We start from the raw sequence: 18,781 nt of genomic DNA, 5'->3' as shown, positions 1-18,781 counted from the left end.
CGACCGGAAATCCGGCCTTCCCCCGTCCGTGAAGGGGCCCAAGAGGGAATCAGATTCCGGCAAGGGGCCCTTCACGGACTTCGCAGCAGCGCGACCGGGTGGGCCGGCCGGTAAGAAGGGCGGGCGCGACGCCGTTGTCGCACCCGCCCGGGAACCGGGGCTGGCGCGGCAACGCTGACGCGCCGGCCCCGAAACTGGAACCGGAACAGGCGCGGCGACGTTGACGCGCCCGTTCCGAGCTATCAGGCGATTGGCCGGTCCGTCGGCGCGATCGGCACCGGGAGCACGTCCCGGCCGGTCAGGAACGCGTCCACGCCGGCCGCGCACGAGCGGCCTTCCGCGATGGCCCACACGATCAGCGACTGCCCGCGTCCCATGTCGCCCGCGACGAACACGTTGTCCACCGTGGTCTGGAAGTTCTTGTCGCGCACGACGTTCCCGCGCTGGTCCAGGTCCACGCCCAGGTCGGTCAGCAGACCCTCGCGCTGCGGGCCGAGGAAGCCCATCGCGAGCAGCACCAGCTGCGCGGGCAGCTCGCGTTCGGAGCCTTCGACCGGCACGAACTTGCCGCCCTCGTTGCGCACCTCGACCAGCTTCAGCGCACGGACCCGGCCGTTCTCGTCGGCCAGGAACTCCTGGGTGTTCACCGAGTACAGCCGCTCGCCGCCCTCTTCGTGGGCGGACGTGACGCGGTAGAGCATCGGGTAGGTCGGCCACGGGTGCGCATCCGAACGCGATTCCGGCGGCTTCGGCATGATCTCCAGCTGCGTCACCGAACGAGCGCCCTGCCGGTGCGACGTGCCGACGCAGTCCGCGCCGGTGTCGCCGCCGCCGATGACGACCACGTCCAGGCCGGCCGCCGAGTACGGGGACTCGTCCAGGTCGCCGGAAGCGACCCGGTTGGCCGGGGGCAGGAACTCCATCGCCTGGTAGATCCCGGAGTGCGAACGGCCTTCGATCGGCAGGTCGCGCCACGCGGTCGCGCCGCCGGCGAGGACCACCGCGTCGTAGTCGGCGTGCAGCTGCTCGACGGTGACGTCCACGCCGACGTTCACCGAGGTCCGGAATTCGGTGCCCTCGGCGCGCATCTGGTCGAGCCGGCGGTCCAGCCGGAACTTCTCCATCTTGAACTCGGGAATGCCGTACCGCAGCAGCCCGCCGATCTTGTCCGCCCGCTCGAAGACCACCACGTCGTGGCCCACGCGGGTCAGCTGCTGTGCGGCGGCCAGCCCGGACGGACCGGACCCGACGACGGCGACCTTCTTGCCGGTCTTGGCGACCGGCGCCTGCGGCGTGACCCAGCCTTCCTCGAAGGCCCGGTCCACGATCGAGATCTCGATCCGCTTGATGGACACCGGATCGTCGTTGATGCCGAGCACGCACGCGGTTTCGCAGGGCGCCGGGCACAGCGTGCCGGTGAACTCCGGGAAGTTGTTCGTGGCGTGCAGCCGTTCCACGGCCTGGCGCCAGTCTTCCCGCCACACCAGCGTGTTCCACTCCGGGATCAGGTTCCCGAGCGGACAGCCCTGGTGACAGAACGGGATGCCGCAGTCCATGCAGCGGCCGGCCTGCTTCTCCAGCTTGGTCGACGCGAAGTCCTCGTAGACCTCTCGCCAGTCCATCAGCCGCAGGTCCACCGGACGCCGCTTCGGCTCCTCGCGCGTGGTGGTCAGAAAGCCCTTGGGGTCAGCCATGTGCGGCCTCCATGTTCCGCGGGATACCCGCACCCAGTCGGCACTCACAGCTGGCTTCGCGATGATCAGCCATGAGCTGCCTCCATGATCGCCTCGTTCACGTCCCGCCCGTCGCGTTCCGCCGCCACCTGAGCGGCGAGGACGCGCTTGTAGTCCTTCGGCATGACCTTGCCGAACCGGTCGACCGCGCTGTCCCAGTCCGCCAGCAAGGCCCGCGCGACGGCGGATTCCGTTTCGTTGTAGTGCTTTTCGATGGTTTCGCGGAGGAAATCGGTGTCCTCGGCGTCCAGCGGGTCGATGTCGACCATCTCCGGGTTGACCCGGTGCGCCGGCAGGTCCAGCACGTACGCGACGCCGCCGGACATCCCGGCCGCGAAGTTGCGGCCGATCCCGCCCAGCACGACGATCCGGCCGCCGGTCATGTACTCCGCGCCGTGGTCGCCCACGCCTTCGACGACGGCCAGCGCGCCCGAGTTGCGCACGCAGAACCGTTCTCCGACCTGGCCGCGCAGGAAGATCTCGCCACTGGTCGCGCCGTAGGCGATCACGTTGCCCGCGATGATGTGGTGCTCCGCGACGATCGGGGATTCCTTCGGCGGCCGCACCACGATCCGCCCGCCGGACAGGCCCTTGCCGACATAGTCGTTGCCGTCGCCGAACAGCCGCAGCGTGATGCCCTTCGGCAGGAACGCGCCGAACGACTGGCCGGCGGTGCCGGTGAAGGTGACGTCGATGGTGTCGTCCGGCAGGCCCTCGCCGCCCCACTTCTTCGTGAGTTCGGAGCCGAGCATGGTGCCGACGGTGCGGTTGACGTTGCGCACCGGCAGTTCCAGCCGCACCTTGTCACCCGAGGACAGCGCGCCCTCGGCGAGCTGGATCAGCGTGTTGTCCAGCGCCTTCTCCAGGCCGTGGTCCTGCGTCACGGTCTGGTGCCGCGCCGCGCGCGGGGGCAGCTCGGGCACGTGGAAGATCGGCGACAAGTCGAGCCCGGCCGCCTTCCAGTGGTACACCGCCTTGCGCTTGTCGAGCAGCTCGGCGTGCCCGACGGCTTCCTCGATGGACCGGAAACCCAGCTCGGCCAGGTACTCGCGGACCTCTTGGGCGATGAACTCGAAGAAGTTCACCACGTACTCGGCCTTGCCGCTGAACTTCTCGCGCAGCTTCGGGTTCTGCGTCGCGACGCCGACCGGGCAGGTGTCCAGGTGGCAGACGCGCATCATGATGCAGCCGGACACCACCAACGGCGCCGTCGCGAAGCCGAACTCCTCGGCCCCGAGCAGCATCGCGATGACGACGTCGCGGCCGGTCTTGAGCTGGCCGTCGGTCTGCACCACGATCCGGTCGCGCAGCCGGTTGGCGAGCAGCGTCTGCTGCGTTTCCGCCAAGCCCAGCTCCCAGGGGCCGCCCGCGTGCTTGATCGAGGACAGCGGCGAGGCGCCGGTGCCCCCGTCGTGGCCGGAGATCAGCACCACGTCCGCGTGCGCCTTGGACACGCCCGCGGCGACCGTGCCGACGCCGACCTCGGATACCAGCTTCACGTGGATGCGGGCGGCCGGGTTGGCGTTCTTGAGGTCGTGGATCAGCTGCGCCAGGTCCTCGATGGAGTAGATGTCGTGGTGCGGCGGCGGCGAGATCAGCCCGACGCCCGGCGTGGAGTGCCGGGTCTTCGCGATCCACGGGTACACCTTGCCGCCGGGCAGCTGCCCGCCCTCGCCGGGCTTCGCGCCCTGCGCCATCTTGATCTGGATGTCGTCGGAGTTCACCAGGTACTCGCTGGTGACGCCGAACCGGCCGCTGGCGACCTGCTTGACCGCAGACCGGCGCTCGGGGTCGTAGAGCCGCTCCGGGTCCTCGCCGCCCTCGCCGGTGTTCGACTTGCCGCCCAGGCGGTTCATCGCGATCGCCAGCGTCTGGTGCATCTCCATCGAGATCGAGCCGTAGGAGATGGCGCCGGTGGCGAACCGCTTCACGATCTCCGAAACCGGCTCGACCTCTTCGATCGGCACCGGCTGCCGCTCGCCGTACTTGAAGTCGAACAACCCGCGCAGCGTCAGCAGCTTCTCGGACTGGTCGTTGACCGCCTGCGTGTACTCCTTGAAGACGTCGTACCGTCCGGACCGCGTCGAGTGCTGCAGTTTGAACACCGTGGTCGGGTTGAACAGGTGCGGCTCGCCTTCGCGCCGCCACTGGTAGTCCGCGCCGGTCTCCAGCTCGCGGTGGCTGGCGCGGACGCCGTCGGCCGGGAACGCCCGCCGGTGCCGCAGCGCGACCTCCTCGGCGAGGGTGTCGAAGCCGACGCCGCCGAGGCGCGAAGTGGTTCCGGTGAAACAGGTGTCGATCACTTCGGCGCCGAGGCCGACCGCCTCGAAGATCTGCGCGCCGGTGTAGGAGGCCACCGTCGAGACGCCCATCTTGGACATCGTCTTGCGGACGCCCTTGCCGAGCGCCTTGATCAGGTTCGCGGTGGCCTGCTTGGGAGTCACGCCCGGGATGAGGCCCTGGTGCGCCATTTCCTCGACGGTCGCCATCGCGAGGTACGGGTTCACCGCGGCCACGCCGTAGCCGACCAGCAGTGCGATGTGGTGCACCTCGCGCGCGTCGCCCGCCTCCACGATGAGGCCGACCTGGGTGCGCGTCTTCTCCCGCACCAGGTGGTGGTGCACCGCGCCGGTGAGCAGCAGCGACGGGATCGGCGCGTGGTCGGCGTCGACCCCGCGATCGGACAGCACGATCAGCCGCGCGCCGTCCTCGATCGCCTCGGACACTTCGGCGCGGATCTCGTCGAGGCGCTGCAGCAGCGCCTCGCCGCCGCCGTGCACGTTGTACCGGCCCATCACGGTGACCGCCTGGAACTCCGGCAGGTCGCCGTCGTCGTTGACGTGCACCAGCTTGGCCAGCTGGTCGTTGTCCAGCACCGGGAACGACAGCACGATCCGGCGGCACGACGACGCGTCCGCGGCCAGCAGGTTCGGCTCGGCGCCGATCTGCGTGCCGAGCGCGGTGACCAGTTCCTCGCGGATGGCGTCCAGCGGCGGGTTGGTCACCTGGGCGAACAGCTGGATGAAGTAGTCGAACAACGGCCGCGAACCGGACGAAATCGAGGCCAGTGGCGAATCGTTGCCCATCGACCCGATCGGCTCGGCACCGGTGCGGGCCATCGGTTCGAGGATGGCTTCCAGCTCTTCCTCGGTGTAGCCGAACGCTTGCTGCCGGCGCACGAGCGCGGCGTGCAGCGGCACCTCGCGGTCGCGCTCGGGCAGCTGGTCCAGGCGGAGCAGCCCGGCGTCGACCCATTCGTCGTAGGGGTGCTCGGCGGCCAGCTGGCCCTTGATTTCCTCGTCCTCGACGATCCGCCCGGCGACGGTGTCGACGAGGAACATCCGGCCCGGCTCCAGCCGTCCCTTCCGGACGATCTTGGCCTGGTCCAGTTCGAGCACGCCGACCTCGCTGGCGAGCACCACGAGCCCGTCGTCGGTCACCCAGTAGCGGCCGGGGCGCAGGCCGTTGCGGTCGAGCACCGCGCCGATCTGCGCGCCGTCGGTGAACGCCACCAGCGCGGGACCGTCCCACGGCTCCATGAGCGTGGAGTGGAACTCGTAGAACGCCCGGCGCGCGGGGTCCATTTCCTGATGGTTCTCCCACGCTTCCGGGATCATCATCAGCACCGAGTGCGGCAGCGACCGGCCGCCGAGGTGCAGCAGTTCGAGCACCTCGTCGAAGGACGCCGAGTCGCTCGCGCCGCGGGTGATGACCGGGTAGATCCGCTTGAGGTCGCCGGGGATCAGGTCGGTCTGCAGCAGCGCTTCGCGGGCGTCCATCCAGTTGCGGTTGCCCTTGAGCGTGTTGATCTCGCCGTTGTGCGCCACGTAGCGGTACGGGTGCGCCAGCGGCCACGACGGGAACGTGTTGGTGGAGAACCGGGAGTGCACCAGGCCGATCGCGCTCGTCACGCGCTCGTCGGTGAGGTCCAGGAAGAACTTCTCGACCTGCGGCTCGGTGAGCATTCCTTTGTAGACGATCGTGCGCGAAGACAGGGACGGGAAGTAGACCCCGCCTTCTTCGCTGTCGTCGGCCAGCTCGTGCTCGACGCGCTTGCGCACGCAGAAGGCGGCGCGTTCGAGGGCGAGACCGTCGATGTTGTTCTTGCGCCCGGCCAGGAAAAGCTGGGTGAAGTGCGGCATGCTCTGCGCCGCGGTCGGCCCGCAGTGCGCGGTGTCGACCGGCAGTTCGCGCCAGCCCACCACGCGCATGTCCTCCTCGGCGGCGATCCGCTCGATGGTGGTCATGGCGCGGCCGCGGCGCTTTTCGTCCCGCGGCAGGAAAGCGGTGCCGACGGCGTAGCGCCCCTCGGCGGGCAGCTCGAAACCGGCGACCTCGCGGTAGAACGCATCCGGCACCTGGATCAGCAGCCCCGCGCCGTCTCCGGTGTCCGGTTCCGCCCCGCGTGCGCCGCGATGTTCCAGATTCTTCAGGGCGACCAGGGCTTTCGCCACGATCTGATGATCGCGGCGGCCGGTCAGGTCGGCGACGAACGCCACCCCGCAGGCATCGTGCTCGTAAGCGGGGTCGTAGAGGCCGTCAGTGGCCGGGGTGCTGGAACGGTGGGTCACGGCTGGCCGCCTCCCAAGGCGTTGGCACGGTCCGGTTGCACTCCATTTGGGGGTTCGTCAGTGAACCGGTTAACGAAGTGGGCCGGAACCGCGATGGTCAGTCGAGAAGGGAAAAACCATCCGGAAGCGCACCGTGAACGGTGCCGCACCTTGGGGGGCGGCGCGGCGATGCGTCGCGGTGCGTGGCGGACCGCGGCCGGTCGGAGGACCGGGCCGGGGAGCCGGATGGTTCTGCAGCCGCACGGCGATGGGCGGCGAATCGAAGGTCTGCACGTCGCTGTACAGGCACGAGCCGGTCTCGGTCGGCCGTTGTGGTGGGGGCCGACCGGGCGCGTGGTGGTGCTCCCGGGTTCGCCGGGTCTTATGACGATAGTGTGAATTCGCTGTAATCGACATACGTCGTTGCGCCCAGGTGGGATAGGCCACGCATACGTTGACGGCACGCGGGGTACTCCCATATGTCGGGCCAGGGCTCCCGCGGAGCGGTCAGCTACCCAGCTGACCTGCGTAAACGCCTGCGCACCTGCGGTGGAAGACGGGCCGTGCGGCCTGGTTGACTGGTCGGCATGACACGGAGCGCCGATGGCTGATCGTTACCTGTCCGTGCCGGCGCCCGGGCTGCACGAGATCGAAATCCGGCGTTCGCGGTTCCTCTGCGCGCTGGCTCCGGTCGCTGACGAGGCCGCCGCGCGCGAGGTCATCGCGGCTCGTCGGAAGGCCGAACCGGCCGCGCGGCACCATTGCCACGCGTTCGTGCTTGGCCCGGACGGGCGGACCCAGCGCTCCAGCGACGACGGCGAGCCGGCCGGGACCGCGGGCGTCCCGATGCTGGAGGTGCTGCGGCGGCGCGAGGTGACCGACACGGTCGCGGTGGTGTCCCGCCATTTCGGCGGCGTGCTGCTGGGCGCGGGCGGGTTGATCCGGGCGTACGGACAGGCGGTGTCGGACGCGCTCGACGCGGTGGGACTGGTGGAGTACCGGCGGCTGCGGCTGTTCGACGTCGAGATGGACTATGGCCGGGCCGGCCGGTTCGAGAACGACCTGCGGTCCTCGCCCTATGTGCTGCACGAGACCCGCTTCGAGGCGGCGGCGCACTTCGAGGTCGGCCTGCCGCCCGGCGAAGAGAGCCGTTTCGCCGGCTGGCTCGCGGACCTCACCGGCGGCGAGGCGGTCGCGGTCGAACTGGGGGAGAAGTGGGTGCGCGGCTAGGCCGCCACCGGCTTCCCGAGCAGCGCGCGCTCGCCCGCCGGGGTGAGGACGGCCGGGACCCGTTCGCCGTGCCTGCCCGGCCGGGCAGGCCCGATCAGGCCCTTGCGGACCAGATCGCGGACCGTCGCCTGGTCGCAGCAGCTGAGCCCGTCCACGAACAGGTCCGGCTCACAGCTGCAACTGAGCTCGGCGTGGCCGCCCGCCACGGCGCGGAGGGTGGCTTGCTCCCGGTGGTTCATCGCGGGGCCTCCTTTGGCCTGGAACAATCGCCAGTGTGCGCCGGGAAGTGATCTTCCGGCCGGATTTGCCCGGGTGTTTCGCCAGCGGGTATGCCAGGCCGCGGCGGGAGTAGCACAGGCCCAGCTCGGCCGGGCGGTAGCCGTAGCCGACCAGTTCAGGTCGGGATGGGCGGTTCCCGTGCAGGACCTCGCGGATGGTGCGCTCGGTGGCCAGCTCGGCACGGTAGGCCAGCAGCTAGAGCTTCAAGGCCAGCCGCTGACCGACGGCGTAGACCGGCAGCGAGCCGTCCGCGAACGGGATTGCGGCACCGGGCTCGCCTAGGAGGTCTCGGTCGGCCGCGAGCAGCTCTTCGTGCGTCAACCGGCCGAATCCGGCCGCGGCGGCCGGGAAGATCGACGGATTCCGCGCCGACACAGCGAATTACCGGCAGCGCTCCAACAGCGTGCGCACGGCAGGCGCGATGAGTTTCTCGATGTCCTCGGCGGACGCGGTGGCCAGCGGCTCCTTCCGCGTGATCGACCGCACCAGGCCGATCCCCAACAGCCACGCCATCGCCAAATCGGCGCGCAACTCGGCGTCCGGCTCATCGGTCAGACCGGCCAGCGCCCGGGTGTACTCGGCGTCGAGTCGTGCACGGAGGGTCTCGTCGGCCCGGCTGGTGCCGGACGAGCGCAGGTACGTCTCAATGGACCGAGAGCTGGTGTCATCGCGGTCGAGCAGGCTCCGCAGCGCAGTGGCGAACAGCTGCTCCGGCGGAGTGGTTTCGACCTGGGTCAGCCCGCCCTTCGCCATGACATGCTCGAAAAGAGCATCCTTGCTGCCGAAGTAGCGGAAGAGCAGCGCCTGATTGACGCCGGCTTGCGTGGCGATGTCACGCACCGTCGTGCGGTCGAAGCCACGCTCCGCGAAAAGGGCCGAGGCAGCGTCGAGGAGCGCCGCTTTCGTCGCCGCGGCATCACGCTTGCGCGGCGCCCGCTCAGTAGGCATGTCACTCCTGTGTCTTTGGCGCCGGCTTCGCCGTCGCGTGCGGGATCGCCTTTAAGTCGGCGTCCGGAGGGAGCGGCGAGCCCGGCCGGGGGCCGGTCACACCTGTGTCTTTGGCGCCGGCTTCGCCGTCGCGTGCGGGATCGCCTTTAAGCCGGCGTCCGGAGGGAGCGGCGAGCCCGGCCGGGGGCCGGTCACACCGCTCCCTCCGGACGCCGACGCGATCCCGCGGGGTGCACTTTAGTGGGGAAAGGGCGGGGTGGCTTGGCTTAGCGGGGGCGGGGCGGCCCGCCTGCTGGCTCGGCGACTGGCTCGTCTGCGAATCGCTGGGCTACCCGCTCCGCTCCGGCCTGTGCCCAGCTGGTCGTCGCGACCACGGCCAGGACCATGATCAGCGTCGTGGCCCCGGCGACCGCCCGCCAAGCGGCCGCGTAACCGGCCAGCGGGGCGGCTGCGGCGGCGAGGATCGTTCCGGCGACGGCGACGCCGAGTGTTTGCCCTAGCTGCCTCGAGGTCGACGCGACCGCCGCGGCGACCCCGGCCTGCGAGCGCGGCATCCCGCTGACCGCGGCGTTCGTGATCGGCGGGTTCAGCAGCCCAGTCCCCAATCCGAACACCCCGTACGCGACTCCGAGCAGCCACAACGGAGTGTCCGCCGCCGCTGCCGCGAGCAGCACCGCGACCGCGGTCATCGCGGCTCCGGCTGCCAGCAACGGAATCCGTGCGCCCTTCCGCGCGACCAAGCGGCCGGCCAGCGGCGCGGCGACGGTGGCGGCGACCGCGGTCGGGATCAGCATCAGGCCGGATTGCAGGGCGGAAAGACCGCGCACCTCCTGGAGATAGAGCGGCGAGAGGAACAGGAACGTACCGAACGCGGCCAGCCCGCAGATCGCGCTGCCGGTCGCCGACGAGAATGGTGCGCTGCGGAAGAACCGCAACTCGACCAGGGGCTCGCGGCGCCGCAGCTCCCACCAGATCGACGCGATCAGCGCGGCGACGCTCAACGCCGCCAGGGCCAGGATGAGCGGCGAACCCCAGCCGAATCGCTGTCCCTCGATCGCCGCCGTGACCACGGACCCGAGCAGCACGATCACCAGCAGCTGGCCGAGCGGATCGGGGCGGCGCGGCTTGGGTGCGCGAGACTCCGGCACGAACCGCGCGGTCAGCGCCACGGCCGCGACGACCACCGGGACGTTGACCCAGAAGATCGCCCGCCACCCGATGCTTTCGGTGAGCACCCCGCCGAGCACCGGTCCCACCCCGAGCGAGACGCCGACGATCGACCCCCACACCCCGATCGCCCGGGCCCGCTCGCCGGGGTCCGGGAAGACATTCGTGATGATGGACATCGCGACCGGGTTCAGCATCGCGCCGCCGAGCGCCTGCACCACCCGGGCGGCGACGAGCCAGCCGATCGACGGGGCGAGGCTGCACAGCAGCGACCCGAGGCCGAACAGGACCAGGCCGGTCAGGAAGACCCGTTTGCGGCCCAGCCGGTCGCCGGTCGCGCCGGCCAGCATCAGGAAACACGCGAGCACCAGGGTGTACGCGTCGACTGTCCACTGCAGACCGTTGATCGAGGCGCCGAGGTCGGCCCGGATGACCGGCAGCGCGACGTTGACGATGGTGTTGTCCATCGCGACGACGAGAATGCTCGAGCAGAGGATCGCGAGGATCCCCAGGCGGCCGCGTGCGGTGTCGGTGCCCATCAACGCTCCGTCCACTCGGCGAGGACGGCAGCGATGTCGGGTTCGGGACTGGTCCATGCTTCCGCCGCGTAGCCGTCCGGCCGGACGAGGACGGCGGTCGCGTCGTGCCACGGCGCCGTCGAGCGCACGGCGGGGACCGCCGACCCGGCTGCGCCGAAGGTGACCAGGGTCAGCTGGTCCGGATGCAGTGCCCGATGGAGCGTTCGATGATCCGCCAGCGGGAGATTGGGCACTCGCTGTCCGGCGAGACCGCCGTTCCCGGGGTAGGAAATGTCCAGTCCGGACAGCCAGCCGCGCAGTTCGCCCGCCGCGTCGCCGTCGCGGCCGATGAGGTCGGACATCAAGTCGCGCAACGCTTTCCCGCCGGGCGTGAAGGTGACCATCAGAGCCGCCTGCGCCAGGGTGTTCGCGGCCAGCCGGATCGCGATCGGGCGCCGTTCGGCGTCGTAGGACTGCGGGCCGTCGATCAGCCGCCGAGGGGCGCGTCCGGCGGCTTCGGCGGCGAGCTTCCAGGCGAGGTTCGCCGCGTCCTGCACGCCGACGTTCAGCCCTTGCCCGCCGGCCGGCAGGTGCACGTGCGCGGCGTCGCCGGCAAGGAACACCCGGCCGACCCGGTACCGGTCGGCGTGCCGGGTGGCGTCGCCCGCCCGCGAGGTCCAGAGCACCTCGGTGAGACCGAAGTCGTCGCCGGCCAGCCGGTCGAGGAGCACCCGCAGCCCGGCCTCGTCCGGAAGGTCCCGCTGCTTGCGCGCGGCCTCCTCCGGGGTGAGGCCGACGTCGGCGGGTTCGTGGCCGAATATCCGGTACACGCCGCCCGGCAGCGGAACCACGCTGTAGGAACCGCGTTCCAGGTCCCAGTTGTGCGGGCGGGCCGGCGGCCGGGACAGCCGGACGTCGGCGAGGAAACCCATCGTCGACGCCGGGGTGCCCGGGAAGCCGACGCCGAGCGAGTGCCGGACCGCGCTGTGCGCCCCGTCCGCCCCGACGACGTAGCGGGCGCGCCGGGCGTCGCCGGTTTCCGAGAGGAGGGTGACGCCGTCCTCGTCCTGCGCGAGCCCGGCGAGCCGCCAGCCGGATTCGACCGGGACGCCCTGTTCGGCGAGGTACCCGGCCAGCAGCCGCTCGGTGACCGACTGGGGGAGCATCAGCACGAACGGGAAGGACGTGTCCAGCCCGGCGTAGCTCAACCGGTTCGGCAGCGTCGCGAAATGCGCCGCCGGTACCGGGTTTCCTTCCGCGACCATGCGTTCGGCCAGCGAGCCGTCCGCGGCCGGGAGCGCGTCGAGGACTTCGAGCGTGCGCGGATGGACGGTGGTCGCTCTCGAATGCCGTACCCGGTCCGGGTTCGCCTCGAACACTCGCACCGCGACCCCCGCGCGGTGCAGGAACGCCGCCGCCGCCATGCCCACCGGCCCGGCGCCGATCACCGCGACCTCGATCTCCATGGTTCCCCCTCGTCCTCGCCGTGCGAACTGTCTTGACATCAAGGTATTCTCTCACCATCTTGATGTCGAGAGAAAAAAGGAGGGGCGGTGGTCTCTTCATCCCGGGACGCGGTCGACGACCTGGTGGACGCCGTCCGGCGCGGCGGCGGCGACGAAACCGTGCTGGGCGCGAAATCGCTGGCCTACCGGTTGCGGCGGGTCGCGCACCAGCTGGAAGTGGCGATGCGCCGCGAGCTGGCCGCGCACGGCATCGAGCTGTGGGAGCTGGAGATGCTCGCCGCGCTCAAGCGCGCACCGGAGCACCGGCTGACCGCCGGGCAGGTGATGGAACTGGTGGAACTGACCTCCGGCTCGGTGACCCACCGGATCACCCGGCTGGAGGCGCGCGGCTGGGTCCGTCGCGACAAGGACCCGGCCGACCGGCGCTCGGTGCTCGTCTCGCTGACCCCGGAAGGCGAGCAGCAGGCGCTCGCTTCCTTCGCGCTCAAGACCGAGATCGAACGGGGGATCACGGCCGTGCTGGATCCGGAAACCATCGACCTGGTCAATGACGCGCTGCGCCAGGTGTCGCACCACCTCAAGGGAAGGGACGACGAGTGAAGCGGGAAACCCTTGGCCGCGCGGCGATCCTGGCCGGCGCGCTCGCGGCGGCGCCCTCGGTGTGGCAGACGGTCAGGCACATCACCGACCCGACCTATCGCGCGCCGGAAGTCCGGCACGGAGAAGGGCACGTGCAGTACCACCTGGCGCGGGAAGCACTGATCACGACGGGTGCGTTCGGCGCGATCGGCAGCGCGGTGTCGGCCGGGGCCGACCGGTCGCCCGCGCTGTGGCGCGCAATGGCGTGCGCGGCAGGCGGTTTCGTGGCAGCGATGTGGTCAGGCGGGCCGACGACCGGGGTGTGGGCGCCGAATCGGAAGGCGCTGGGCGTGCATGTGGCGTCGACGAGCGCGCTGGTGGCGGGAGTGGCGTTGCTGCGCCCCCGGCGGAGCTGAGCCCCCGGCGGTCCGGGGCTTTCGCCGCCGCGGGCGGGAAGTCCGGCAACCGCACGGAGCCGTCGGTCCCCGGGATGCCGGATTGCCCGGCGACCTTCGGGTCCGGTCCCAATCCGACCACCCGCGCCGCCGAGCGATCAGCAGCTGGCGGTGATCTCCCGCAGTTCCGCGAGCACCTGCCGGGCGACTTCGCCGAACGAAGCCTCCTCCGCGAGGCCCAGCCAGCGTTCGTGCGCGATCTTCATCGCCAGCGCGCCGAGTTCCGCCGCCACCCGTGCGGTCAGTTCGGGAACCCCGCGTTTCTGAAGCGCTTCCGCCACGGTCGCGATGAGGCTGAGGCCCTTCAACGCTTCCCGTTCCCGCAGTTCCGGATTGGCGTCGATGACTGCCCGCCGGCGAGCGCCGAATTCTCGGTGCTGGGGCGTGAAGGCTTCCTGGCCGACCTTGTCCATCGCGTGCCCGACAGCCTCCAGCGGGGTCGCCGATTCCGGGGCGGCGGCGATCCCGTCGGACAGCAGCCCGGCCATCGCGCCGGTTCCGAACAGCACTTCCCGCTTGTCGCGGAAGTGCCGGAAAAACGTGCTTTTGGTCAGCCCGGCACGCTCGGCGATCTCGATCACCGTCGTGTTCTCGTAGCCGCGTTCGGCGAACAGGTCGAGCGCGGCGGCGACGAGTCGCAGCCGGGCGTCGGGTTGCCAGCGGGCCATGCCGGCCAGTGTACGGGACTTGGTCCCGTCACCAGGTGTACGGTGATGGGACTTGGTCCCGTCACTGGAGGTTGCGATGAGCAGAGCAGTCGTCTTCGAGAAGTTCGGCGGCCCCGAAGAGCTGGAGCTGCGCGAAGTGCCGGAACCGCACGCGGGTGCCGGGCAGGTGCGGGTCCGGGTCGCTGCCGCCGGGCTGAACCCGATGGACTGGGGCCTGCTCAGCCGGCCGGGCGCGGCGGCGATGTTCGGCCTCGCCCTGCCGTCCGGTTTCGGCTACGACTTCGCCGGAGTGGTCGACGAGATCGGCGACGGCGTCACGAAGTACGCGGTCGGCGATCGCGTCCACGGCGGCGCGTTGGGTCGGGCGGTCGCCGATTTCGTGGTGCTCGGCGAAAACCCTGGCGCGGCGGAGGCGTTGTGGCGCACGCCGGACGGCGTCGATGACGAGACGGCCGCCGTGCTGCCGGTCGCCGGGATGACGGCGGCGGCCGTGTTGTCGGCGGTCGACCTGGCGGCAGGCGACACCGTCCTCGTCGGGGCCGCGGCCGGCGGCGTCGGGGTTTTCGCCGTGCAGCTGGCAAAACTCGCCGGCGCCCGCGTGCTCGGGACGGCATCGCCGGGCACCTTCGAGTTCCTGCGCGAACTGGGCGCCGAACCGGTCGAATACGGCCCCGGGCTGGCCGATCGGGTGCGCGCGCAGGGGATCACCGCGGCGATCGACCTGTTCGGCGCGGAGACGGCGGAAGCCGCAGTTGCGGTGGGCGTGCCGCCGAAGCGGATCGCTTCGATCGTCGCGGGCACGAAGCTGCCGGACGGCGTGCGCTCGACCGGCGGCGCGGACGCACCCGAAGGCAGCATGAAGCGGATTCATGACGCGCTCGTCGCCGGCGACCTCGTCGTGCCGATCGCCGCGACGTTCCCCGTCGAGCAGATCCGCGACGCGGTTTCGGTGCTCGCCGGACGGCACGTGCACGGCAAGGTCGTCGTTCTGCTGTGACGGTCCCGCCAGGGCGGGTGCTCCCGCCCTGGCGGATTGACGGCCACTGCCGATCAGGGTAAGTGTGTAAGCACCTGCTTACAACGGTATCCCGGGAGTCGCTGGCATGACCACCACGCACACCGAACCGCTCGCTTACCCGTTCAACGAGGAAGCCGGCCTCGCGCTCAACGCCGCCTACGCGGCCGCCCGCGAAGACGCGGGGATGATCCGCGTCCAGATGCCGCACGGCGACGTCGCCTGGCTGGCCACCCGGTACGCGGACGCCCGGCTGGTGCTGGGCGACCGGCGGTTTTCCCGTGCGCTGGCCCAGGAAAGCGACGAACCGCGGATGTCGGCCTACCGGCGCCCGGGCGGCATCCTCGGGATGGACCCGCCGGACCACACCCGGCTGCGCACGCTCGTCGCGAAGGCGTTCACCGCGCGCCGCGTCGAAGAACTGCGGCCCCGGGTCGCCCGGCTGGCCGACGACCTGATCGAACAGCTGCGCCAGCACGGCCAGCCAGCCGACCTGGTGGACCTCTACGCGCTGCCGATCCCGGTAGCGGTGATCTGCGAGCTGCTCGGCGTCCCGGTCTCGGACCGGCCGCAGTTTCGGGAATGGAGCGACGCGGCGCTGTCGTCCACCCGGCTCACCGCCGAGGAGGCCGAACGCAGCCGCGCGGAGCTGCGCGAGTACATGGCCGGCCTGATCGCCGAGCACCGCGAGCAGCCGCGGGACGATCTGATGACGGCGCTGATCGAAGCGCGCGACGTGCGCGACCGGCTCACCGAACTCGAACTGGTCGACCTGTGCGTCGGCATCCTCGTCGCCGGGCACGAAACCACCGCGAGCCAGATCCCGAACTTCGTCTACGCCCTGCTGGACCAGCGCGAACACTGGGACCGGCTGTGCGCCGACCCGAGCCTGATCCCGACCGCGGTCGAGGAACTGCTCCGCTTCGTGCCGCTCGGCGCGGGCGCCAACTTCGCTCGCTACGCTGCCGAGGACGTCGAGGTCGGCGAGGTGCTGGTGCGCAAGGGCGAACCGGTCCTGGTGGCGATCGGCGCGGCGAACCGCGACCGGCTCCAGTTCGGCACCGCCGACCGGCTGGTCCTCGACCGCGGCGACAATCACCACCTGGGATTCGGGCACGGCGTGCACCATTGCCTCGGCGCCCCGCTCGCCCGGCTGGAACTGCAGGAAGCACTGCGGGCGCTGACTCGCGAGATGCCCGGGCTTCGGCTGGCCGGCGACGTAGAGTGGAAAACTCAGATGCTGGTCCGCGGACCGCGTTCGATGCCGATGGGATGGTGACGATGGCCTGGCAGGTCGAGGTCGACGGGGGAGCGTGCATCGGCAGCGGCATGTGCGCCTCGCTGCTGCCGAGTGCGTTCGTGCTGGACGGAGCGGTCGCCCGGCCGGTGGCGGACGAGGCCGAACCGGACGAGACCGTCCTGGACGCGGCGGATTCCTGCCCGGCGATGGCGATCACCATCCGGGACGGCGCGGACGTGGTGGGTCCGCGGCCTTAGCCAGCTGTCCGTGAACGGCCCCTTGCCGGAATCAGATTCCCTCAAGGGGCCCTTCACGGACCCGATCTCTCGACGGTGCCCCGCCGGACCGGTGCTGGCCGCGCACCCCGTTCTCCGTCACCACCGCCGTGATCAGCGCGGCGGGGGTGACATCGAACGCGGGGTTGAACGCGGCCGCTCCGGCTGGCGCGACCGGGGTGCCGGCGAACTCGGTCAGCTCTCCGTCGGCGCGTTCCTCGATCGCGATGTCCGCCCCGCTCGCCAGCCGTTCGTCCACAGTGGACGTCGGCGCGACCACCACGAACGGCACCCCGTGGTGCGCGGCGGCGATCGCCAGCCCGTAGGTGCCGATTTTGTTGGCCACGTCTCCGTTCGCCGCGATCCGGTCCGCGCCGACCAGCACGCAGTCGACCATCCCGCGAGCCATCGCCGCGGCCGCCGCGCTGTCCGGCTGCACCCGGTAGGGCACCCCGGCCTGTTCGAGTTCCCAGGCGGTCAGCCGCGACCCTTGCAGCAACGGCCGCGTCTCGTCCACCAGCACGGACTCCACCAGTCCGCGCGCGTGCAAATGCCAGACGACTCCGAGCGCGGTGCCCCAGGCGACGGTCGCCAACTGCCCGGTATTGCAGTGGCTGAGCAACCGCAACGGCCGTCGCGAGCACTGCGCCAGCACGAACTCCGCCGCATGCCCCGAGGCGGCCCGGTTGCGGCGTTCGTCCTCGTCGAGCATCGCCCGCGCCTCGGCCAGCACCGCGTCGGCGCCGTGCGGGAGCATCGCCAGCGCCCGCTCGACGCCCCAGGCCAGGTTGACCGCGGTCGGCCGGGCGTGCGCGATCCGTTGCGCCGCCGCGCCGACATCGCCGCCCGCGAACGCCGCCAGCGCGACGCCCAGTGCGCCCGCCGCACCCAACGCCGGGGCGCCGCGCACCGCCAGCCGCTGGATCGCGTCGATCAACTCCGGCACGGTGCGCAACCTCAGCGTGCGGTACTCGCCGGGCAAGGCGACCTGGTCCACGATCTCGATCGCCCCGCTGGCCCAGTCGATCGTCCTGCGCATGCGCTTTCTCCGTCCGGAAATCCCGTGGCGGTCCGCCGCCGAGGTGAGCGACGATCCGCCTCGTGACCATTCAACGCGAGAACCCGTCCGATCTGCACCCCACACCCGGCTACCACCACGTGACCACCGTCGACTCGCGCCGCACCGTCCACCTGGCCGGCCAGTGCCCGTTGAACCGGGAAAGCGAGGTGGTCGCCGGCGGAGTCCTCGCACAGGTGGACCAGGTCGTCGCCAACACCCTGACCGCCCTGGGGCACGCTGGCGCCACCCCGGAGGACGTCGTGCGCACGGTGATCTACGTGGCCACGTCGGACGAAGCGACGCTGGCGCAGGTGTGGCAGCGGTTCACGAACTCGCCGATCGCCGCCGCCTTCACCACCGCGAGCACCCTGGTCGGCGTGACCTGTCTGGGCTTCCCCGGTCAGCGTGTCGAACTCGACGTGACCGCCGCGCTCGCCTGACTCACCGGGCGGCGGCGAGCGCGCACCGCGCGACGGTGTCCGCCAGCTCGGTCCGGTCCAGGTTCCGGCCGATGAAGACGAGCTTGCTTTGCAGGGCGTGCACCGGAGGTACGAGCTGGCCGACGCCGGCGACTGGGGCGTCCAGCCGCCGGTCCCGCTTCGCCGCCGCCGGCTCAGAGCCCTGCCATCAGGTCCGTCTCGGTCACCCCCGGGCCCTGCCCCTCCCGGATGAACCACTCGGTGCCGAACGCCTCCCCGAACTTGTCGTCCGGCATCGCGAGGAAGAACGACTCCTCGCTGATCTGGCTCCGGTGCGCGCGCATCGACGCCCGCTTCGTCTTCAGGTACCCCGACACGTCCACTACCGCGGTCAGCTCGGCTTCCGGTTTGCCGATGACCATGTCCTCGTCCGGACCGATCTCCGCGCCCGCCTCCCGCGCGGCCGCGGCGGCCTGGCGCATCCGGTCCCGGTTCGCCGAACCCTGATACACCCTCGGCGTGCCCGCGAGTTCGGCCGCGCGCATCCCGACGCGGTGGACCTGGATGTGGTCCGGGTGGCCGTAGACGCCGAAGTCGTCGTAGACCGTCAGCACCTCCGCCGACTCTTCGCGCAGGATCTCGGCCAGCCGGGCGGCGGCCTCCTCGAGCGGCGCGCTCCAGAACGTGTCCGGGCCGTCGTTCGCCGGGTCGCCCATCATCCCGGAGTCCTCATAGCCCAGAAACGCCACGCGCGAGACGCCCAGCACCTCGGCCGACTCGTGCGTTTCCCGGACTCGCCGGTCCGCGAGCTGTTCGCCCTCGGCGAGCAGCCCCTCCGGGATCTCGCCCTTCTCGCCGCGCGTGGCCACCACGAGCACCACCCGGTGCCCCTCGTCGGCAGCCTTGCGCATCACGCCGCCGGTCATGATCGATTCGTCGTCCGGGTGCGCGTGGAACGTCACCAATGTCGCCATGCCACGAATCTACCGCCGGGGTCCGACAAAAACCGGTGCCCGCCGGAACCCGGTTCCGGCGAACCGGTCACCGCCTCCATTGTAGACAGCGTAGACAGCCCGCCGTGGCGGCCTGCCGGTTCTCCGGAGCCAGGGGACGCCTCGCGCGGTCGGCCGCTTGGCATCTCCGCCCGCCCGGCTTACCTTGGGGGCCGCCGACCCGAGG

The 18,781-nt window shown here is 71.0% G+C and carries 18 protein-coding genes; 7 read left to right on the top strand and 11 right to left on the bottom strand.

Translation table 11 applies throughout. From position 1 onward, the window contains the following. Positions 1 to 242 precede the first annotated feature (242 nt). Together AMYBE_RS0120740 and gltB are read right to left on the bottom strand one after the other, a co-directional pair. Positions 243 to 1,694, bottom strand: coding sequence for a glutamate synthase subunit beta (locus tag AMYBE_RS0120740; RefSeq protein WP_020661307.1), 1,452 nt, complete (start codon positions 1,692 to 1,694; stop codon positions 243 to 245). 65 nt (positions 1,695 to 1,759) lie between these two features. Next, entirely contained in the window at positions 1,760 to 6,304 is a 4,545-nt protein-coding gene (gene gltB / locus AMYBE_RS0120735; RefSeq protein WP_020661306.1) for a glutamate synthase large subunit, read from the bottom strand. 582 nt (positions 6,305 to 6,886) lie between these two features. Between gltB and AMYBE_RS0120730 the strand changes: the two genes are divergently transcribed. Continuing rightward, entirely contained in the window at positions 6,887 to 7,513 is a 627-nt protein-coding gene (locus AMYBE_RS0120730; protein WP_020661305.1) for a YigZ family protein, read from the top strand. Here AMYBE_RS0120730 and AMYBE_RS0120725 read toward each other — a convergent pair. The 5 genes from AMYBE_RS0120725 to AMYBE_RS0120705 all read right to left on the bottom strand — a co-directional run bounded on the left by AMYBE_RS0120725 (position 7,510) and on the right by AMYBE_RS0120705 (position 11,891). Continuing rightward, positions 7,510 to 7,752 (bottom strand): hypothetical protein, encoded by a 243-nt coding sequence (locus AMYBE_RS0120725; protein ID WP_020661304.1) that lies wholly within the window; start codon positions 7,750 to 7,752, stop codon positions 7,510 to 7,512. The two genes, AMYBE_RS0120730 and AMYBE_RS0120725, sit on opposite strands and share 4 nt — an antisense overlap. Before the next feature lie 235 nt (positions 7,753 to 7,987). Next, positions 7,988 to 8,167, bottom strand: a complete 180-nt coding sequence (locus tag AMYBE_RS0120720; RefSeq protein WP_020661303.1) for a hypothetical protein — start codon at positions 8,165 to 8,167, stop codon at positions 7,988 to 7,990. Between the two features lie 6 nt (positions 8,168 to 8,173). Further along, entirely contained in the window at positions 8,174 to 8,740 is a 567-nt protein-coding gene (locus AMYBE_RS0120715) for a TetR/AcrR family transcriptional regulator (RefSeq protein ID WP_020661302.1), read from the bottom strand. Between the two features lie 266 nt (positions 8,741 to 9,006). Further along, entirely contained in the window at positions 9,007 to 10,446 is a 1,440-nt protein-coding gene (locus tag AMYBE_RS0120710; protein WP_020661301.1) for an MFS transporter, read from the bottom strand. Continuing rightward, entirely contained in the window at positions 10,446 to 11,891 is a 1,446-nt protein-coding gene (locus tag AMYBE_RS0120705; RefSeq protein ID WP_020661300.1) for an FAD-dependent monooxygenase, read from the bottom strand. Before AMYBE_RS0120705 ends, AMYBE_RS0120710 begins: the two co-directional genes overlap by 1 nt. Before the next feature lie 87 nt (positions 11,892 to 11,978). Here AMYBE_RS0120705 and AMYBE_RS0120700 point away from each other — a divergent pair, with 87 nt between their 5' ends. After that, the gene (locus tag AMYBE_RS0120700; RefSeq protein ID WP_020661299.1) at positions 11,979 to 12,491 is read left to right on the top strand and encodes a MarR family winged helix-turn-helix transcriptional regulator; all 513 of its coding nucleotides are present in this window, start codon (positions 11,979 to 11,981) and stop codon (positions 12,489 to 12,491) included. Next, positions 12,488 to 12,886: a hypothetical protein gene (locus AMYBE_RS0120695; RefSeq protein WP_020661298.1), complete on the top strand. Its 399-nt coding sequence runs from the start codon at positions 12,488 to 12,490 to the stop codon at positions 12,884 to 12,886. The genes AMYBE_RS0120700 and AMYBE_RS0120695 overlap by 4 nt, the downstream gene beginning before the upstream one ends. 137 nt (positions 12,887 to 13,023) lie before the next feature. Here AMYBE_RS0120695 and AMYBE_RS0120690 read toward each other — a convergent pair whose 3' ends face one another. Beyond that, positions 13,024 to 13,593, bottom strand: coding sequence for a TetR/AcrR family transcriptional regulator (locus AMYBE_RS0120690; RefSeq protein WP_020661297.1), 570 nt, complete (start codon positions 13,591 to 13,593; stop codon positions 13,024 to 13,026). A 76-nt stretch (positions 13,594 to 13,669) separates the two neighbouring features. Between AMYBE_RS0120690 and AMYBE_RS0120685 the strand changes: the two genes are divergently transcribed. From AMYBE_RS0120685 to AMYBE_RS0120675, 3 genes are all read left to right on the top strand, one after another. Then, positions 13,670 to 14,590 (top strand): NADP-dependent oxidoreductase, encoded by a 921-nt coding sequence (locus AMYBE_RS0120685; protein WP_020661296.1) that lies wholly within the window; start codon positions 13,670 to 13,672, stop codon positions 14,588 to 14,590. A gap of 106 nt (positions 14,591 to 14,696) precedes the next feature. Next, complete coding sequence (locus AMYBE_RS0120680; protein ID WP_020661295.1) at positions 14,697 to 15,887, top strand: cytochrome P450; 1,191 nt, start codon at positions 14,697 to 14,699, stop codon at positions 15,885 to 15,887. Between the two features lie 2 nt (positions 15,888 to 15,889). Further along, the gene (locus AMYBE_RS0120675) at positions 15,890 to 16,105 is read left to right on the top strand and encodes a ferredoxin (protein ID WP_027927846.1); all 216 of its coding nucleotides are present in this window, start codon (positions 15,890 to 15,892) and stop codon (positions 16,103 to 16,105) included. 31 nt (positions 16,106 to 16,136) lie between these two features. Here the strand turns inward: AMYBE_RS0120675 and mtnA are convergent, their stop codons facing one another. Continuing rightward, positions 16,137 to 17,162 (bottom strand): S-methyl-5-thioribose-1-phosphate isomerase, encoded by a 1,026-nt coding sequence (mtnA, locus tag AMYBE_RS42055; RefSeq protein ID WP_020661293.1) that lies wholly within the window; start codon positions 17,160 to 17,162, stop codon positions 16,137 to 16,139. A 62-nt stretch (positions 17,163 to 17,224) separates the two neighbouring features. Here mtnA and AMYBE_RS0120665 point away from each other — a divergent pair, with 62 nt between their 5' ends. Then, positions 17,225 to 17,623 carry a RidA family protein gene (locus tag AMYBE_RS0120665; protein WP_020661292.1) on the top strand — a complete coding sequence of 133 codons (399 nt, stop codon included), beginning with the start codon at positions 17,225 to 17,227 and terminating at the stop codon, positions 17,621 to 17,623. A gap of 1 nt (position 17,624) precedes the next feature. Here AMYBE_RS0120665 and AMYBE_RS44990 read toward each other — a convergent pair whose 3' ends face one another. After that, positions 17,625 to 17,726 (bottom strand): GTP-binding protein, encoded by a 102-nt coding sequence (locus AMYBE_RS44990; protein WP_020661291.1) that lies wholly within the window; start codon positions 17,724 to 17,726, stop codon positions 17,625 to 17,627. 70 nt (positions 17,727 to 17,796) lie between these two features. Then, entirely contained in the window at positions 17,797 to 18,576 is a 780-nt protein-coding gene (locus tag AMYBE_RS0120655; protein ID WP_020661290.1) for a PIG-L family deacetylase, read from the bottom strand. Positions 18,577 to 18,781: the final 205 nt, after the last annotated feature.

It is taken from the genome of Amycolatopsis benzoatilytica AK 16/65 (assembly GCF_000383915.1).
Classification (GTDB): Bacteria; Actinomycetota; Actinomycetes; order Mycobacteriales; family Pseudonocardiaceae; genus Amycolatopsis; species Amycolatopsis benzoatilytica.
Note: the sequence above shows the minus strand (reverse complement) of the source record. Positions and strands in the feature narration are given on the sequence as shown.